The organism is Stutzerimonas chloritidismutans AW-1 (assembly GCF_000495915.1).
Classification (GTDB): Bacteria; Pseudomonadota; Gammaproteobacteria; order Pseudomonadales; family Pseudomonadaceae; genus Stutzerimonas; species Stutzerimonas chloritidismutans.
Window position 1 is genome coordinate 39074 of record NZ_AOFQ01000002.1, and the last position, 15900, is coordinate 54973.

Consider the following 15900-nt stretch of genomic DNA (forward strand, 5'->3'; position numbering starts at 1 on the left):
TTGGTTCCTTTTGGCGGGGCCGGCCATCCGGGCGATTGCCAAACGGAACTCGCGCAGCAGCGCGAAACAAAAGTATCGGAACACTCGGAAAAAGGACTGGCGCTCTTCCGTCATCTTGATGGTCGTGCATCTGGAACAGGCTCCAGCCGAGGCGTGGCAGAACCGATGATTGATTTTTCCAGAGGAGGTGAGAGCCATCAGTAGATGCTTGGGGTAGGCAGAAAATGAAGTGCTCTATCTAGCCGTCTGACTAGCCTATGCCCCCCCTGACAACAGGTCATATCAGCTCAACCCCACCCCCAAAATCCCCCAAAACCCACCTTTCCAAGCCCTCCCCGAACCTCCTGTCACAGAACCGCCATATCCCCCACCTACCGTCCGCTGCAGTTCCGGGATGGACCCGGTAAACACCGTTCGGGGGATTGTTCATGAGCACATACCGCAGCGGCATCCGCCATGCAGGATTCCGCATCAGCCTGCTGGCCCTGGCCGTCAGCGCCGGTTCGGCCTGGGCCGAGGAGCCGCTGGTCATGGAGCATGTCGAAGTGATCGGCCAGGCCGTCAGCATCGACGAAGCACTGAAGGACCAGCGCAATTCCGACAGCGTCAAGAGCGTGGTTCACGCCGACGGCATCGGCCAGCTGCCGGACGACAACGCCGCCGAGGCGCTGCAGCGCATTCCGGGCATTTCGGTCGAGCGCGACCAGGGCGAAGGGCGCTTCGTCAGCGTGCGCGGCATCGCGCCGGATCTGAACAGCGTCACCATCAACGGCACGCTGGTCCCATCGCCGGAGAGCGATCGCCGTGCCGTGGCGCTCGACGTGCTGCCATCGGAGCTGGTGCAGTCGCTGTCGGTGGTCAAGACGCTGACGCCGGACATGGATGCCAATTCCCTGGGCGGCACCATCGAGGTACAGAGCCTGTCGGCCTTCGACCATGACGGGTTGTTCTACAGCCTCAGCGGCGAGGGCAGCTATGACGACAACGTCGACAAGACGAGCCCGAAATTCTCCGGCGCCATCAGCGACCGCTTCAGCCTGGGCGATGGCGTCGACAATTTCGGTGTCGCCGCGGCCGTCAGCTGGCAAGAGCGCGACTTCGGCTCGGACAACGTCGAGACCGGCGGCAAGTGGGACTTCGCCGACGACGGCGCGCGGCTGGAGGAACTCGAGCAGCGCGACTACGAGATCACCCGCGAGCGCACCGGCTTCGGGCTGAACTTCGACTACAAGCCGGACGATCTCAGCAGCTACTACCTGCGCACGCTGTACAGCCGCTTCAAGGACACCGAAACGCGTAACGCCGCCGGTGTCGCCTTCGAGGATTCGCAGCTGCCGGGCGAGACCGGTGACGCCGAGGGCTGGCGCGAGCTGAAGTCCCGCGAGGACACCCAGACCGTGCAGTCCTACGTGTTCGGCGGTGAACGCATGATGGGCCTGTGGACCCTGAGCGGACAGGCCGGTTACAGCCAGTCGCGCGAGCGCAATCCGGGCGGCATCGCCAGCGCGACCTTCGAGGGCGATTTCGCCGATGCCGGCTTTTCCAGCAGCCGCAAGCCGCGCCTGACGATCGATTCGTCCTACTACGACCCGGCGTCCTTCGAGCTGGATGAAGTGGAGTGGGAGAAAAGCGACACCCGCGACCGCGAGAAGAACATCCGCCTGGACCTGGCGCGCGAGTACGACATCCAGGGTTACGCCGCGCAGGCCAAGTTCGGCGGCAAGCTCAGCCGCCGGCACAAGGACAACGATAACGAGGTCTGGAAATACGACGATTTCGACGACCCGACCCTGGCCGACTTTCAGGGCGGCAACGTCGACTATGCGCTCGGCCGCTTCGGCCCGGGCATCAGTGCCTCGGCCATCGAGGGCGCGATTGGCGGTCTGGATGCCAGCGAGTTCTACGACGAGGAGGAGTCGCGCATCAATGACTTCGACATGCACGAGGACATCAACGCCGCCTACCTGATGAACACCGTGGATATCGACCGCTGGCGCGTCATCGCCGGCCTGCGCTACGAGGGCACGCGCTTTCGCGCCAAGGGCACCGGCCTGCGCGATGACCAGTTCGAGTCGATCTCCAGCAGCAGTCGTTATGACCACTGGCTGCCGGGGCTGCACCTGCGCTACCAACTGACCGACGACACCATGATCCGTGCCGCCTGGAGCAACAGCGTAGTGCGCCCGACCTTCGGCCAGCTGGCGCCCGGTTTCGTCATCGACGGCAACGACGCCGAGTTCGGCAATCCCGATCTCAAGCCGCTGGAATCGATCAACTACGACCTCGGCATCGAGCACTACATGGGCCGCGCCGGCGTGGTGTCGGCGTACCTGTTCTACAAGGACATCGATAACTTCATCTACAACACCGATCTGGCCGGCACCGGCCAGTGGGCCGCGTTCGACGAAGCGCTCAGTTTCCAGAACGGCAGCAGCGCGAAGCTCTACGGCCTGGAGCTGGCCTACTCGCAGAAGCTCGACTGGCTGCCGGCGCCGTGGAACGGCCTATTGCTGGGCGCCAACGCCACCTTCAGCCAGTCCGACGCGGACATCGAAGGGCAGGGCATGCAGCGCAGCATCGACCTGCCGAACCACTCCGACACGGTCGGCAACCTGATGCTCGGCTGGGAAAACGACCGACTCAACCTGCGCCTGGCTGCGAACTACAAGTCGGACTACCTCTACGAGGTGGCCGGCATCGACGACGAGGCGCACGACCTGTACGTCGACGATCAGCTGTTCGTCGATTTCAAGGCGGGCTACTTCATCACGCCGAGCCTGCAGCTGACCTTCGAGGCGCTGAACCTGACGGACGAGTCCTACTACGTCTACAGCGGCCGCCGTGCCTACAACGCCCAGTACGAAGAGTACGGCCCGACCTACAAGCTCGGCCTGACCCTCACCCACTTCTGACCCCATGCCGCTCCGGTGCCCGCCGTTCCCCTTTTCGGTCGGGCGCCGGCAGGCGGCAGCCTGAATGGATACACCATGAACGCATTACCCAAAACCATGCTGCTCGGCCTGTGCATCGCATTGGCGGCCTGCCAGTCCACGCAACCAGATACACCGGCGAAGTCGGCCCAGCTGAACATCAGCGAACCGCTGCTGGCCGGCCTCGAGTACGCCCAGCTGCTAAACGGCGACACCCCCTGGACCGGTGCCGACCGTGTGCAGGTCGATGACCAGGGCCTGCAGCTGCTGGACGCCGCCGGTAACAGCCTGGCGCGCCACGCCGGGCGCTTCGAAGGACTGGACCATCGCGTCGACCGCCAGGGTTTGCTGCTGGCCACCGTCGAGCGCAAACGTCAGCAGGCGATGCTGCTCGGCCTGAATGCCGCGCGTGCCTGGAGCCAGCCGCTGTACCTGCCGCGCACCGCATTCGCCATCGAGGGGCTGTGCCTGTACCGCGACAGCGCGCACAACGACTTCGTGTTTCTGCTCGGTGAGGAGGGCGTCGGCGAGCAATGGCTGGTCGGCAGTCAGGGCCGCCTGCTCGATGAGGCGCGGCGGGTGCGCGGGCTCAGCCTGCCGCCGCAAAGCGCCTTCTGCCAGACGGACGATGCCAGTGGGCAGCTCTATGTCAACGAGGAGTCCGTCGGCTTCTGGCGTTACTCGGCCGACGCCGAGGCGCCGTTGCAGCGTGAGCCGGTCGATCTGCGCCAGCCGTTCGGCAGCCTGGCCCATGCCGCAGCGGGCATGACCCTGGTGCCGGGCGGACTGCTGGCGCTCGATCCCGAAGCCTCGGTGCTGCATCTATACCGGCAGAACGAAGCCGGCTGGCAAGCCGATGAGGTCATCGCACTGGACGGTTTCGACGAACCGGAACGCATCAGCGCGCGCCGCAGTGCCGAGGGCGTCGAGCTGCTGCTGGCGGATGAACGCGGCCTGCAGTCGGCCCGTCTGGGCTGGCAACCGACCGCGCTATCGCAAGCCGAGCCGATCGTCAGCCTGCCGGCCGCGGTGGAGACCGGCCCGGTGCCGAGCCTGGGTGATGCAGCCGATGATCCGGCGATCTGGGTCCATCCGCGCGATCCGGCGCAGAGTCGTGTGCTAGGCACCGACAAGAAGGGCGGCCTGGTGGTGTACGACCTGGACGGCCGTCAGGTGCAGGACCTGCGCGCCGGCCGGCTGAACAACGTCGATGTGCGCAGCGGCTTCCGCCTTGGCAGCAAGCGCGTGGACCTGGCCGTGGCCAGCAATCGCGATCACAACAGCCTGCACCTGTTCGCCATCGACCGGGCGAGCGGGGTGCTCCGCGATGTCGGCGAGGTCGCCACGCCGCTGAGCGAAATCTATGGCCTGTGCATGTTCCAGGATCGCCAGGGCACTACCTACGCCATCGCCAACGGCAAGGACGGCACCTTCCTGCAGTACCGCCTCGATGGCAGCTCCGGCCAGCCGCGTGGCGAGCTGGTGCGGCGCTTCAAGCTGGACAGTCAGCCCGAGGGCTGCGTGGCCGACGACCGCAGCGAGCGGCTGTTCGTCGGCGAGGAAGACGTCGCGGTGTGGGTGGTCGATGCCCGCGCCGATGTGCCAGCGGTGCCGGAGCAGGTCATCGGTGTCGGCGGGCCGGTCTACGACGACATCGAAGGTCTGGCCATCTACCACGGCGAGCGTGGCGACTACCTGGTGATTTCCAGTCAGGGCAACGACAGCTACGTGGTGCTCGATGCCCAGGCTCCCTACGCGGTGCGCGGCGCCTTCCGCATCGGCCTGAACGCCGAGCGCGGCATCGACGGAGCGTCCGAGACCGATGGGCTGGAAGTCACCTCGGCCAACCTCGGCGGCATCTGGAATCGCGGAATGCTGGTGGTGCAGGACGGCCGCAAGCGCATGCCCGAGGGGACGCAGAACTACAAGTACCTGCCCTGGTCGGCGATCGCCGATGCGCTGGGGCTGGATTGACGTCATCGCCCGCTAACCGACCCGCAATCCAATAGCAGCTGCCCCAGTCGGGGCAGGAGGAAACGATTCATGCAAACGACTCTCGAGCATATGTCCATCTGGGGCCTGATCAGCGAAGCCAGCCTGGTGGTCCAGGCGGTGATGATGATTCTGGTCCTGGCCTCGGTTTCGAGCTGGTACCTGATCATCCGTCGCAGTGTGGCGTTGCGCAGCGCCGAACGCCTGCAGCGCGGCTTCCTGCAGCGCTTCCGGCAGGGCGGCGATCTTGCCCAGCTCTATCGCGAAGGCCAGGCGCAGCCGTTGCCGGACGAGGCCGCGCTGCAGCGCATCTTCCTCGCCGGTTACGGCGAGTTCGCCCAGCTGCAGCGCCAGCCGGGGATCGCGCCGGATGCAGTGGCGCAAGGTGTCGAGCGCAGCCTCTACGTGGCCGTCGCCGAGCAGGAGGAGCGTCTGGAAAAGGGCCTGCAGTTTCTCGCGACCGTGGGTTCGGTGAGTCCCTACATCGGCCTGTTCGGCACCGTGTGGGGAATCATGAACTCCTTCCTCGGCCTGTCGCAGGTGCAGCAGGCGACGCTCTCGACCGTCGCGCCGGGCATCGCCGAAGCGCTGATCGCCACGGCCATCGGCCTGTTCGCGGCGATTCCCGCGGTGATGGCCTACAACCGCTTCGCTGCCCGTGGGCAGACGCTGGTCGGTCGTTACTACGCCTTCGGCAACGAGTTACAGGCGCGCCTGCATCGGCGCCTGCACGCCGCTTCACCCAACGTCGCCGCAGCCGCCTGAGGAGGACGCCTTCATGCTGGTCAAACCACAGCACAAACACGGGCCCAAGGCGGAAATGAACGTGGTGCCCTACATCGACGTGATGCTGGTGCTGCTGGTGATCTTCATGGTCACCGCGCCGATGCTGGTGCAGGGCGTCAAGATCGAGCTGCCCAAGGTCGCAGCCGAAGCGCTGCCGGTGGAGAACGAGCGGCAGATCCTCACGCTCTCGGTAAAGGCCGATGGCGGCTTCTACTGGAACCTGGGCAGCGAGCTGGACATCGACAACCAGACCGACAGCGCCGTCGACCTTGCCGAGCTGCAGGCCAAGGTCGGCGCGATCATCGCCGAGCGCGGCGACACCCAGGTTTATGTCCGTGCCGACGAGGCGGCGGACTACGGTCGCGTGGTTGCCGGTATCGCCGAGCTGCAGCGCGGCGGGGTGGTCAACCTGGGGCTGATCACCGAGGCGCCGGCCGGAGCCGGGCAGCCGTGATGATGACCTTCAGCACGCCCGCCGCGCATGGCAGCGAAGTTGTCCCGCGACAGTGGATCGGTCCGGCCGGGGCTGCATTGCTGACCCTCGGGATGCACGCCGGACTGTTCGCGCTGTTGCTCGGCAGCTGGTCGCCAGCGCTGGAAATGCCGGTCGCCACCCAGGTGATGCAGACCCAGTTGATCAGCCTGCCGCCGCCGGCGCCAACCGAGAGCGCAGTGTCGGTCGAACCGCCCGTCGAGCCCGCGGTCGAACCGCCGCCGCGCGAGCCGCAGGTCGATACCCACGCCCAGCAGCAGCGACTCGAGCAGGCCGAGCTGGCCTTCAAGCGCGCCGAAGAGGAGCGCAAGGCCGAGCAGCTGAAGCAGCAGCGCGAGCAGTTGGAACGCCAGCGCGAACAGCAGCGTCAGCGCGACGAGCAACGCCGCCAGGAACAGGCACAGGAGCGGGAACGGATGGCTCAGGAAGAGGCACGGTTGCAGGCGGCGCGCGAAGCCGAGGCAACGGCACGCGCGGAAGCGGCTGAGCGCGCACGACAGGCTGCTGCGGCCGAAGCGGCCAGCCGGCAATACCTGCCGATTGCCAAGAAGCCGCCGGTCTACCCGCAACGGGCGCTGGACTCTGGGCTTCAGGGTTCCTGCACGGTCAGCTACACGGTTGATGTGCAGGGTCGCGTGCGCTCGCCCGAAGTGGTCGGCGACTGCCATCCGCTGTTCATCCGCCCATCACTTACCGCCGCCAAGAGCTTTCGCTACCAGCCGCGCATCGTCGAAGGCCGCGCGGTTGCCGTGCCCGATGTAAAGAACACCTTCCATTACCGCATCGAATGATGCCGTTACGACTCAGGAACCGTTTTCGATGAATCAGGATTTCACCGATTTTCACGCGAGCGTGGGCGCTCATGACGACCAACCGGTCAATCCGAGCGGCAACATGCCGCTGCAGCAGGCGATCGATCACCGCCGGCGCGGGCTGCTCAAGGGTGGGCTCGGCCTGGCCGGCATCGCCTTTCTCGGCGGCGGGATGGCCGGCGCGCGAGCCGCGACCCGGGGCGATTCGCTGCTCGGCTTCGAAGGTATTCCGACCCAGCTCGACCCGCATTTCGACCGTGTCGAGGTGGCGCCGGGCTACAGCGCCCGGGTGTTCTTCTCCTGGGGCGATCCGGTGCATGCCGACGCACCCGAGTGGCAGCCGGATGCCAGCGACGATTGGCAAGCCCAGCTCAGGCAGGCCGGCGACAACCACGATGGCATGCATTTTTTCCCGTTCCCCGACGCGCCCGACAGCCGCGGCCTGCTGGCTATCAACCACGAATACGTCAACCCGACGCTGCATCCAAAGGGCATCGCCGTGGTCGATGGCCGACGCCCGCTGGAACAGGTGCGCAAGGAGCAGGCGGCCCATGGTCTGAGTGTCATCGAGGTGCGCAAGGATGCCCAGGGCGAATGGCGGCGGGTGATGGATTCACCCTACAACCGCCGCATTTCCGGCATGACGCCGATGGCCATTGCCGGGCCGCTGGCCGGCCATGCGGCGATGCAGACCATGGACGACCCGGAAGGAAAGACGGTGCTCGGCACGCTGAACAACTGTTCCAGCGGCTTCACCCCCTGGGGCACCTATCTGGTCTGCGAGGAGAACTGGCACAACTACTTCGTCAACCACGACACCGACGACCTCGCCGCACGCGTCTCGCACAACCGCTACGGCATCGCCGGCAGCGGCATGAGCAAGCTTTACGGCTGGGGCACGGTCGATCCGCGCTTCGATGCCACGCCGAAGGCGGGTCAGCCCCATGGCGGCTTCGTCAACGAGCCGCACCGGTTCGGCTGGGTGGTGGAGGTCGATCCGTTCGACCCGCAGAGCGCGCCGGTCAAGCGCACCGCCTTCGGCCGCTACTGCCGCGAGTGCTCGGTGCTGTCGCTGGGCGAGGACGGGCGCATGGCGTTCTACTCGGGCGACGACACCAAGGGCGAGTACGTATACAAGTTCGTTCCCAGCGGCCGTTTCGTGCCCGGTGCGGACGCGGCCAACCGCCGCTTGCTGGATGAGGGCACCTTGTATGTCGCGCGTTTCGATGCCGACGGCAGTGGCCAGTGGCTGGCGCTGGTGCACGGCGAGCATGGCCTGACCGCGGAAAACGGCTTCCCCAGCCAGGCCGAGGTGCTGCTCAACGCCCGCGCCGCCGCCGACCGTGCCGGCGCAACGCCGATGGACCGGCCGGAGTGGGTCGCAGTGCATCCCGATACCCGCGAGGTCTACGTCACCCTGACCAACAATGACGCGCGCGGCACCAAGCAGCCGCTGGACAAGGCCAATCCGCGACCGAACAATCTGCACGGGCAGATCCTGCGCTGGCAGGAGGAGGGCGGCGACCCGACGGCGACGCGTTTCCTGTGGGAAGTCTTCCTGCTCGCCGGCGAGCGTCGCGGAGCGCGCGATGCCCAGGGCCAGCCGGTTGCCGCCAACCTGATCGGCACCATCGACGGCGACTGCTTTTCCTCGCCGGACGGGCTGGCCTTCGATCGTGACGGGCGCTTGTGGATCGAAACCGATTTCGACGATGACGAATCGGTGATGCAGGCCATGGGCACCAATCAGCTGCTCTGCGCCGATCCGAAAACGCGCGAGGTGCGGCGTTTCCTGGTCGGGCCACGGGGCTGCGAGATCACCGGAATCACCTGGAGCCCGGACTACCGTGCCATGTGGATCAACGTGCAGCACCCGGGGCTGAGCTTTCCGGCCAGCGACGGCCAGTCACGCCCGCGCTCGTCCACGGTGCTGATCACCAAGGACGACGGCGGCGTGATCGGCAGCTGAGGATCGTGCCGGCGCCATATGTTCAGGAGGTGCCACGCAGCTGCTCGATGGAATCGAGCAGCTGGTCCTGGGTGAAGGGCTTGGCCAGTCGCTGCAGCGGCAGGGCCGGGGTGGCCAATGGCAGTTCGGCATAACCGGACACCAGCAGGATCGGCAGCTCCGGCCGGCTTGCCCGTACCTCGGCAGCCAGTTGCGCGCCGCTCATCAGCGGCATGGCGTGGTCGGTGACGAGCATGTCGATCTGCGCCACCTGCAGCAGCTCCAGCGCCTGCGCAGCGGAACGCGCCGTCAAGACGTGGTGGCCGGCGGCTTCGAGCATGCCGGCGGTGCCGAACAGCACCAGTTCGTCATCATCCACTGCCAGCACGGACAGCGGACGCGTGGTCCTGCGCGGGAGGTCATGCGGTGACGGGTTGTGAGTCGGTTCCGCGGCTGGCTCGTCCTCCAGTGCTGGCAGCCAGATTTGCGCGGTGGTGCCGGCGCCCGGGCTGCTGCGCAGCACCAGTCGCCCGCCGGATTGCTCGGCCAGGCCATGCACCATCGACAGACCGAGACCGGTGCCCTTGCCGACGCCCTTGGTGGTGAAGAAGGGTTCGACCGCGCGCTTGAGCGTCGTCTCGTCCATGCCGGTGCCGCTGTCGCTGACATTCAGGCGAACGTAGCGCCCGGCTGCCAGGCCGTGTTGCTCGCTGGGCAGCGTCACCTGTTCGGCGACGATGAGAATGCGGCCCTCGCCGGCCATGGCGTCGCGCGCGTTGGCGGCGAGGTTGAGCAGGGCGGTTTCCAGCTGGTTGGGATCGGTCTTGACCCGCGCCAGTCGCTGCGGCAGCTCCACCTCCAGCTGGATGGTCGGGCCGAGCGAGCTGAGCAGCAGTGCCTGCATGCCTTGGATCAACTGGCGCAGATTGATCGGCGTCTTGTGCAGTTCCTGCTTGCGCGCGAACGAGAGCATGCGTGCCGTGAGCGAGGCGCCGCGTTCGGCACCAGCGCGGGCGTTGTCCACCAGGCGCAGCAGGGCCGGATCGGCCGGCATGCGCCGACGCAGCAGCTCCAGGCTGCCGAGCACGGCCATGAGCAGGTTGTTGAAGTCGTGGGCGATGCCGCCGGTGAGGTTGCCCAGCGCTTCCATCTTGTGCAGCTGTTGCAGCGTCTGCTCGGCGGCGACGCGCTCGCTGATATCCAGCGCCTCCGGGACCAGGGCGACGACAGTACCGTCGTCACCCAGCACCGGGCACATGGAGAAGTCGAACGTGCGCGTGCCGCCCGGCATGTTCAGTGTCATGGTGCCGTGCTCGGTGGCGCCGGCAGCGATGCGCAGGGTCATTGCCTTCATCGCTTCCTGCATGCCGGGGGTGGCACTGAACCAGGGCGAGTCCCAGAACGGCGTGCCCGCCAACTGATGGAAGCGTGCGTCGATGCCGGCCAGTGCCGTGGCGTTGACGTAGAGAATCGAGCCGTCCGGTGCGAGCATCGCCTTGTACAGGTGCGAGGTTTCCAGCACCGCGCGGATGTTCGCCTCGCTGCGTGCCAGCGCCGCCGTGCGCTCGGCGACCTTGGCTTCGAGCTGTTCCAGGAAGCACTGCTCGCGCTGCCTGACCGCTGCCGCCGAGCGCACGCGCTCGATATGTGCCCAAGAGCGGTCGGTGACCTCAGTGAGCAGGGCGAGTTCGTAGGCGCTCCAGGCACGGGGCGCGCGATCATGGATGGCCATCAGGGCGGTCAGCCGGCCTTCCTTGACCAGTGGCAAACAGATGGTGGCGGCAATATCGAGCTGCTGAAAGGTGGCAGCCTCGTCCGGTGGCAGCTGCGCACAGTGATCGTCGACGATGAAGGCTTCACCGCCACGCAGTTTGGTTACTGCCAGTTTGCCGAATGCCTCCAACCGATAGCGTCCGACAATGCTGGTGCAGCCGGGCGCGGCCCAGTCGCCGCGGATGGTGAAGCCGTCCTGGTCAGGGTCCATGTCGGCATAGGCACAGCTCGACAGTCCCAGATGCTCGCCGAGCATGCGCGTGGTGATGCTCAGAATGGCGTCGGCGTCGACGCTGCGCGCGGTCTCCTTGGCCAGGGTATCGAGAAAGCGCAGGCGTTGTTCGTTCTCGCGCAGCGCCTGTTCGGCCTCGGCGCGCTCGGTCACGTCATAGCCTTCGACGAAGATCCCGGCAACATTGCCATTCGCATCGGTCACCGGCTGGAAGACGAAATCTAGCAGGCGCTCTTCCTCGGCCTCTCCCTGGATGCGCTGCAGCCCGACGCGAATACCGGTGCCGACAAAGGCCGTGCCGCTGCGATAGACCCGGTCGAGAATATCGATGAAGCCCTGACGCTCGACCTCCGGCAGCGCCTCGCGCACCGGCTTGCCGATGACGTCGCGCTCGCCCACCACCCGCAGATAGGCCGGGTTGACCATTTCGAAGACGTGTTCGGGGCCGCGCAGCATCGCCATCAGTCCGGGTGCCTGTTCAAACATCTGTTGCAAGCGTATCTGCTGGCCTTGCAGTTCGCGTTCGGCCATTACCCGTTCGGTGGTTTCCACGACCAGGGCGATGACACCGGCCGGCTGCGCCTGATCATCGAACACCGGCGAATAGTCCAGATTCATCCAGGCGTGCTCGGGGCGGCCGTTGCGGTACAGCACCAGTTCCTGATCCTTGTACGACAGCGTGCCACCCGCCAGAACGGCCTTCATCACGTTGTCGTTGAAGTTGGCGACTTCCGGCCAGCCCTCGCGCACTTCAGAGCCGAGCAGATGCGGGTGTCGGCTGCCAGCGAGCTCTGAATAGGCATCGTTGTAGATCATGATGCCGCGCTCACCCCAGAGTAGCGCGATGGGCGTAGGCGAAAGCAGCAGCATGGCCGTGACGGTCTTCAGGTTCGACGGCCACTCAGCCAGAGGCCCCAGCGTTGTTTGCGACCAGTCGAAGCGGCGAATCAGCGCGCCGAGTTCGCCGCCGGCGGGGAGGAATGCGTGGTTCGAGTCGTCAGGCGAGAGGTGTGCTGCTGGGTCCATCAGTAGCGATCCGTATCCGGTGTGAAGGCAGGGCAGGGTGGTTCATACGAGAGCTGGTTCAGCTCGGACAACCGATTGCCCGGGAAGTCGTGCCGGCGAGGCAGGAGGTTGATGGTGCCATTCGCTGCAGTTCGTCCTTGCAGCGGCCAGGGTACAGGGAAAAACCCGTACCATATCAACGATATGCAATGCTCACGGTGATTTCCGATGCTTTCTGCCGTCAAGCGCTACAGGGCCCTGGTCGCCGGGGTGCTGCAGCGCTGTTTTCCACGTACCTCGGCCCATCTGCGCGAAGAGGACGAGTTGTTGTTTCGTCGCTGGGGCGGTGCGCCTGGCAAGACGAACAAGGCTGCGGCCGCCAAGCGCAAGGGCAAACCTGCAGCCAAGGCCAAGCCGAAGAGCAAGTCGGAGGGGCCGGCTCGCGCTGCCGCCAAGCCGCGCGGGACGGCAGCGCAGGGGATCTACGCCGCGGCACAACTGAAAGTGGATGACGCTCAGGTCCAGGCCATGCGCGAACGCGTCGAGCAGGCGGTGGCCGCCGGCATCATCAGTGCACCGTCGGAAGAGCAATGGGCGATGATCCTCAGCCGCAGCCCGGTGACGCGGATCTTCGCCGGTGCCGGCTCCGGCAAATCCACCACCTTGCTGCTGCGCGTGGTGTTCATGCTCTGTCACATGGGTATCGAGCCCGGACGCCTGACGGTCATCTCGTTCACCAACGCCTCTTGCGCGCAGCTGCGCGAACAGCTGGTGCGCGTGCTCGGCTTCTGGCAGGTGCCATTCGATGCGCAGCAGGCACGCCAGTGCGTGCGCCCCTTCCACTCGGCCATGGCGCAGCTGGCGCGTGAAGTGCTGGAGCGACCGGTGTGGTTCGAGCAGTTGGACGACAAGGCCGCCGCGACGGACGAACCGGATAACCCGCTAGCCGCCACACGCCTGCGCCCGGCGCAAGTTCGCCTGCTCAAGCAGGCCTATCAGCAGTGTTACGCCGAACAAGCGACATTCCGTGAGTTGGTGCATCGACTGCTCGACCTGCCTGCGCCGCCAACCGAAAGCGAACAGGGCAAGCGCGCTGCCCCGAAAGCGCCAGGCGATACCTTCACCCTGGCCGGCGAGTTCACGCCGCTGCCGCTGTACGAGGCCTTCCATGCCCAGGCAGGCTTTATCGAGAGCATTGGCATTCGCATTGATCAGCTGCAGCCAGGCAAGCGGCAGTGCGCGGCGCGCGAACGGGATTTCGTCGAAGCGCTGGTGAGCTTCCATGGCTACTTCAGGGCCGCGCTGCGTGAGCAGGGGCTGATTACCTTCAATGAGGCCTTTCAACAGCTCACCGAGCGTTTGGGCTCGGGCACGGATGTGCCCCAGGCCAGCCTTGCGCCGTTCGAGCACCTGCTGATCGATGAATTCCAGGACATTTCCCCGCAGATCGTCCAATGGCTGCAGGCCTTGCATCGCCAGCTGGCGCGCCAGAAGGCCGGCCCGAGCCTGATGGCCATCGGTGACGACTGGCAGTCGATCTATGGCTGGCGCGGCAGTTCGCCGGAGTTGTTCATGGACTTCGACAGATACTTCCCGCGGCGCGGCGCCAAGGGCAGCGAGACGCTGCTGCTGGAAACCAACTACCGCTCCATCGAGCCGGTGATTCGCGATGGCGAGGCGGTGCTGGCCGGGGTGCAGTTCAAGCAGGCCAAGACCAGCCGGCCATGCAAGCCGACACAGCCGGGCGACCACGGGGTAAAGCTGGTCACCGGTTTCGAGCTGAACAAGGGCCTGCCGAAGCTGATCGAGGCGATCACCGCGCAATGTGCCCATGTGGCCGAGCGGCAAAGCCGCGAACGCACCGCGGTGCTGCTGCTCAGCCGGCGCAACGAGCCACTGCGGACCATCCAGGCGCAGCTGGACCGCAAGTTACCGGTCAAGGCGTACACCATTCACCGCGCCAAGGGACTGCAGGCCGAGGTGGCGATCATCGTCGACGACTGCGCCCCGGTGCAGCCGCATCCGTTGCGCAACGCGCTGTATGGCTACTCGGGTTTCTTCCGCAACAGCTATGACCAGGCCATGGCCGATGAAAGCCTGCGCCTGGGGTACGTGGCGATCACCCGCGGCGTCAGCCGGGTGCTCTGGTTCACGCGCAAGGCGCAGGGTGCCACCGAGCGCCTGGCGCGGGGCTAGGTCAGCGCAACAGCAGCGCGACGACTGTACCGGCCAGCAGCAGCGACAGGCCTTTCCAGAACAGCAGCGGGTTGCGCTCCAACAGTGGCGGGCGGGCGCGGCTGAGAAAGGCCGGGTTGGGCTGGCGCAGCTCGAAGACGAACTCCGACAGTTCGGCATAGCGCCGCGCGGGATCGGGATGCAGCGCCTTGCCCAGCACTTCGTCGATCCACGCCGGAATGTCGCGCTGAGCGTGGCGTAGCGGCTGGTAGCACAGGCGCTTCTGCGCTGCGCTGGTGCGTGCCCTGGAGACGTCGGCGCCGTAGGGCAAGCGGCCGCTGAGCATCTGATAGGCGATCACCGCGAGGGAGAACTGGTCCGAGCGCGGCGTGCCGGCCTCGCCGAGGAAGTATTCCGGCGCGGTATAGGCGGCGGTGCCGAGCAGGTTGTCCTGCGTGCCCGGTGCGTTGCGTTCGGCCAGCCCGGCGACGCGGGTCGAGCCGAAATCGATGATCTTCAGCGTGCCGGTGGCGTCGATCATCAGGTTCTGCGGGCGCAGGTCCTGATGCAGCATTTCCAGGCGGTGAAAGGCGCGCAGGCCGCGGGCGATCTGCTCGACGATGCCGCGCACGGTTTCCAGGTCCGGCTGTGGATGGTCGAGCATCCACTGCGCCAGCGTCTGGCCGTCGATGAATTCGCTCACGGTATACAGGTAGCGACGCTGCCGTAGCGGCGGGCAGGCCTTGACCACATGGGGGTTGTCCAGGCGGCGGGCGATCCACTCTTCCAGGAGGAAGCGCTCCAGATAGGCCGCGTCGCTCCGCAGATCCATCGAGGGTGTCTTCAGCACCACGGTGGCGCCGCTGGCTTCGTCGACGGCCAGGTGTACATGGCTGCGGCTGCTGACATGCAGCTCGCGAACGATGCGATAGCCATCGAACAGCATGCGCGGCTCCAGCAGCGGCGGCAACGCCAGTTCGCCGAGCTGACGCTGCACGTCGTCGACCGCCTGCTCCGGCAGGCTGTCGATGCGCACCAGCTGCGCGGTGAGGTTATCGTCGCTGCCGTTGGCCAATGCCCGCTCGACGATCCGTCGCGCTGCCAGGTCGAGGTTGTCGCCATGCTCGGCAACGAGCTGCGCCACCTCCCGCGCGCCGATGTGCTCGTAGACGCCATCGGTGGCGAGCAGGAACAGATCGCCGACCGCCAGCGGCAGGGTGCGGTAGTCGATCTCCAGGTGCCGGTCGATGCCCAGCGCGCGGCCGAGGTAGCTGGTATCCGCGGACACGCGCACGCGGTGATCCTCGGTCAGCTGTTCGAGGCCGCCGTCGCGCAGTCGATAGATACGCGCATCGCCGACGTGGAACAGGTGCGCGCTGGCCGACTTGAGCACCAGCGCGCTGAAGGTGCAGACATAGCCGCGGTCGCGGTCATAGCGGTGCGGGCTGTGGCGGGTCTGCGCATGCAGCCAGGAATTGATCGCCACCAGCACCCGCTGCGCCGACTGCTTCACCGACCAGGCGTCGGAGGTGCAGAAATAGTCGGAAAGAAAGCTCGCCACCGCGGTTTCGCTGGCGACATGGCTGACCTCGCTGCTGCTGATGCCATCGGCCAGCGCAATGGCGATGCCCTTGCTGGCGAGCTGGGCGTCAGCGGGCACGCAGGCGCCGTGAAAGTCCTGGTTGGCCGGTTTGCGTCCGCGGTCCGAATGCTGGCCGAGGGAAATGGCGAGTTGGCTGGGCATCTTCATCTGC

9 protein-coding genes are annotated in these 15900 nt (G+C 66.2%); 7 read left to right on the forward strand and 2 right to left on the reverse strand.

Going from position 1 to position 15900, the window contains the following annotated elements; all coding sequences use genetic code 11:
* The first annotated feature begins 428 nt into the window (after window positions 1-428).
* The 6 genes from F753_RS25730 to F753_RS25755 all read left to right on the forward strand — a co-directional run bounded on the left by F753_RS25730 (window position 429) and on the right by F753_RS25755 (window position 8982).
* Window positions 429-2912, forward strand: coding sequence for a TonB-dependent receptor (locus F753_RS25730; protein ID WP_023443706.1), 2484 nt, complete (start codon window positions 429-431; stop codon window positions 2910-2912).
* A 75-nt stretch (window positions 2913-2987) separates the two neighbouring features.
* Window positions 2988-4904 (forward strand): phytase, encoded by a 1917-nt coding sequence (locus tag F753_RS25735; protein ID WP_023443707.1) that lies wholly within the window; start codon window positions 2988-2990, stop codon window positions 4902-4904.
* A gap of 69 nt (window positions 4905-4973) precedes the next feature.
* A complete protein-coding gene (gene tolQ, locus F753_RS25740; RefSeq protein WP_031297089.1) occupies window positions 4974-5687 on the forward strand; it encodes a protein TolQ in 714 nt (237 codons plus the stop codon).
* Between the two features lie 13 nt (window positions 5688-5700).
* Window positions 5701-6162 carry a protein TolR gene (tolR, locus tag F753_RS25745; protein ID WP_003300066.1) on the forward strand — a complete coding sequence of 154 codons (462 nt, stop codon included), beginning with the start codon at window positions 5701-5703 and terminating at the stop codon, window positions 6160-6162.
* On the forward strand, window positions 6162-6992 hold the full coding sequence (locus F753_RS25750; RefSeq protein ID WP_023443709.1) for an energy transducer TonB: 831 nt from the start codon (window positions 6162-6164) through the stop codon (window positions 6990-6992). The genes tolR and F753_RS25750 overlap by 1 nt, the downstream gene beginning before the upstream one ends.
* A gap of 28 nt (window positions 6993-7020) precedes the next feature.
* Window positions 7021-8982, forward strand: a complete 1962-nt coding sequence (locus tag F753_RS25755; RefSeq protein WP_023443710.1) for a PhoX family protein — start codon at window positions 7021-7023, stop codon at window positions 8980-8982.
* Window positions 8983-9004: 22 nt separating this feature from the next.
* Here the strand turns inward: F753_RS25755 and F753_RS25760 are convergent, their stop codons facing one another.
* Window positions 9005-11992, reverse strand: coding sequence for a PAS domain-containing protein (locus tag F753_RS25760; RefSeq protein ID WP_023443711.1), 2988 nt, complete (start codon window positions 11990-11992; stop codon window positions 9005-9007).
* A gap of 207 nt (window positions 11993-12199) precedes the next feature.
* Between F753_RS25760 and F753_RS25765 the strand changes: the two genes are divergently transcribed.
* Entirely contained in the window at window positions 12200-14167 is a 1968-nt protein-coding gene (locus tag F753_RS25765) for a DEAD/DEAH box helicase (protein WP_023443712.1), read from the forward strand.
* Window position 14168: 1 nt separating this feature from the next.
* Here the strand turns inward: F753_RS25765 and F753_RS25770 are convergent, their stop codons facing one another.
* Entirely contained in the window at window positions 14169-15890 is a 1722-nt protein-coding gene (locus F753_RS25770; protein WP_245218612.1) for a bifunctional protein-serine/threonine kinase/phosphatase, read from the reverse strand.
* Between the last annotated feature and the right edge of the window lie 10 nt (window positions 15891-15900).

Excerpts from the sequence above, each read along its gene's own strand:
- F753_RS25730 (WP_023443706.1), top strand. The coding sequence starts at position 429 with ATGAGCACATACCGCAGCGGCATCCGCCATGCAGGATTCCGCATCAGC.
- F753_RS25735 (WP_023443707.1), top strand. The coding sequence starts at position 2,988 with ATGAACGCATTACCCAAAACCATGCTGCTCGGCCTGTGCATCGCATTG.
- tolQ (WP_031297089.1), top strand. The coding sequence starts at position 4,974 with ATGCAAACGACTCTCGAGCATATGTCCATCTGGGGCCTGATCAGCGAA.
- tolR (WP_003300066.1), top strand. The coding sequence starts at position 5,701 with ATGCTGGTCAAACCACAGCACAAACACGGGCCCAAGGCGGAAATGAAC.
- F753_RS25750 (WP_023443709.1), top strand. The coding sequence starts at position 6,162 with ATGATGACCTTCAGCACGCCCGCCGCGCATGGCAGCGAAGTTGTCCCG.
- F753_RS25755 (WP_023443710.1), top strand. The coding sequence starts at position 7,021 with ATGAATCAGGATTTCACCGATTTTCACGCGAGCGTGGGCGCTCATGAC.
- F753_RS25760 (WP_023443711.1), bottom strand. The coding sequence starts at position 11,992 with ATGGACCCAGCAGCACACCTCTCGCCTGACGACTCGAACCACGCATTC.
- F753_RS25765 (WP_023443712.1), top strand. The coding sequence starts at position 12,200 with ATGCTTTCTGCCGTCAAGCGCTACAGGGCCCTGGTCGCCGGGGTGCTG.
- F753_RS25770 (WP_245218612.1), bottom strand. The coding sequence starts at position 15,890 with ATGCCCAGCCAACTCGCCATTTCCCTCGGCCAGCATTCGGACCGCGGA.